Annotated in this window: 1 protein-coding gene; it reads right to left on the reverse strand. The window is 35.1% G+C overall.

Going from position 1 to position 1,033, the window contains the following annotated elements; translation table 11 throughout:
* Nucleotides 1-977, reverse strand: a 977-nt coding sequence (locus tag CXF78_RS01700) for a diguanylate cyclase (RefSeq protein ID WP_145991344.1), incomplete at its 3' end; no start/stop codon positions are given.
* Between the last annotated feature and the right edge of the window lie 56 nt (nt 978-1,033).

Here is a 1,033-nt window from a genome sequence, read left to right on the forward strand (position 1 = left end):
GTAGCATGGCCATATTGATCATTAATATTTTTAAATAAATCTAAATCCATCAACAACACAGAGAATGACTCACCAAGCATTTGAGCTTGAATAAATTCATTTTCTGCCATTTCTTGCCCGGTGCGGCGATTAAAGATACCTGTCAATCCATCTCGCTGCGCTTGCTTCATAAATTGATTACGTTGCATCCAAGCAGAGATTAATAACAACAATAAACCTACAGAAAGCCCTACTAATAATGTTGAAAACATAATTGATGAGCTTTTCTCTTTCATGAATAAATCTTTTTGTTTCATCAGTAATTCATGGTCTTGGATCAAGCTAGTATTCTCACGATTTTTTTCCACACTATCAAAGCGAGCCATTTGATAGGCATTTTCTTTTATTTTCTGTTCATCAATTAATTGCTGACCAAGGGCAGATGCCACAACTTGATACTGATATGCTTTATCAAACTGACCACGTTTACCCGCAATTAAAGACAATATTTCACTAACTCGTTTTTTTACCTGCATGTTGCTAGGCTTATTAGGTAAAGCATTAACTAACTGCGCAAACATATCAGCTTGTTGATAATCACCCAGATGAAAATATATCGAGCTCAAATAAGACTGTATTTCGTTAATTTCAATTTGAAATTGAAACTTCTGATAACGCTCTAAAGCCTCAAGGTAAAAAGGTTCTGCTTCAGCATACAACCCCTTATCAAACAACACATTAGCTTTACCCTTGATAGACATAATCTCTATCAATGTAAAACCATGGTTTTTGCAATAAAGTTGGGTGTCTGTAAATAATGCCTCTGCCTGGTCAAAGTGGGTTAATTTCAGATGAGCCACTGAGTGATATAGCATCGAAAAACATTCGCTTTTTGGGTCTTTACCTTGATTTAGACTTAGTGCTAATTGCGCTATACGTAGCATTTCCTCATAAGCATCAAGCTGTAAATACACATTCATCAGACGAATATAAGACATTATTTTTATACTTTGATCTTGATAACTGTCGATACGAGAAAGGTTGTCCTCTAAAA

The sequence above is a fragment of the Shewanella sp. 11B5 genome (genome assembly GCF_002836795.1).
Classification (GTDB): Bacteria; Pseudomonadota; Gammaproteobacteria; order Enterobacterales; family Shewanellaceae; genus Shewanella; species Shewanella frigidimarina.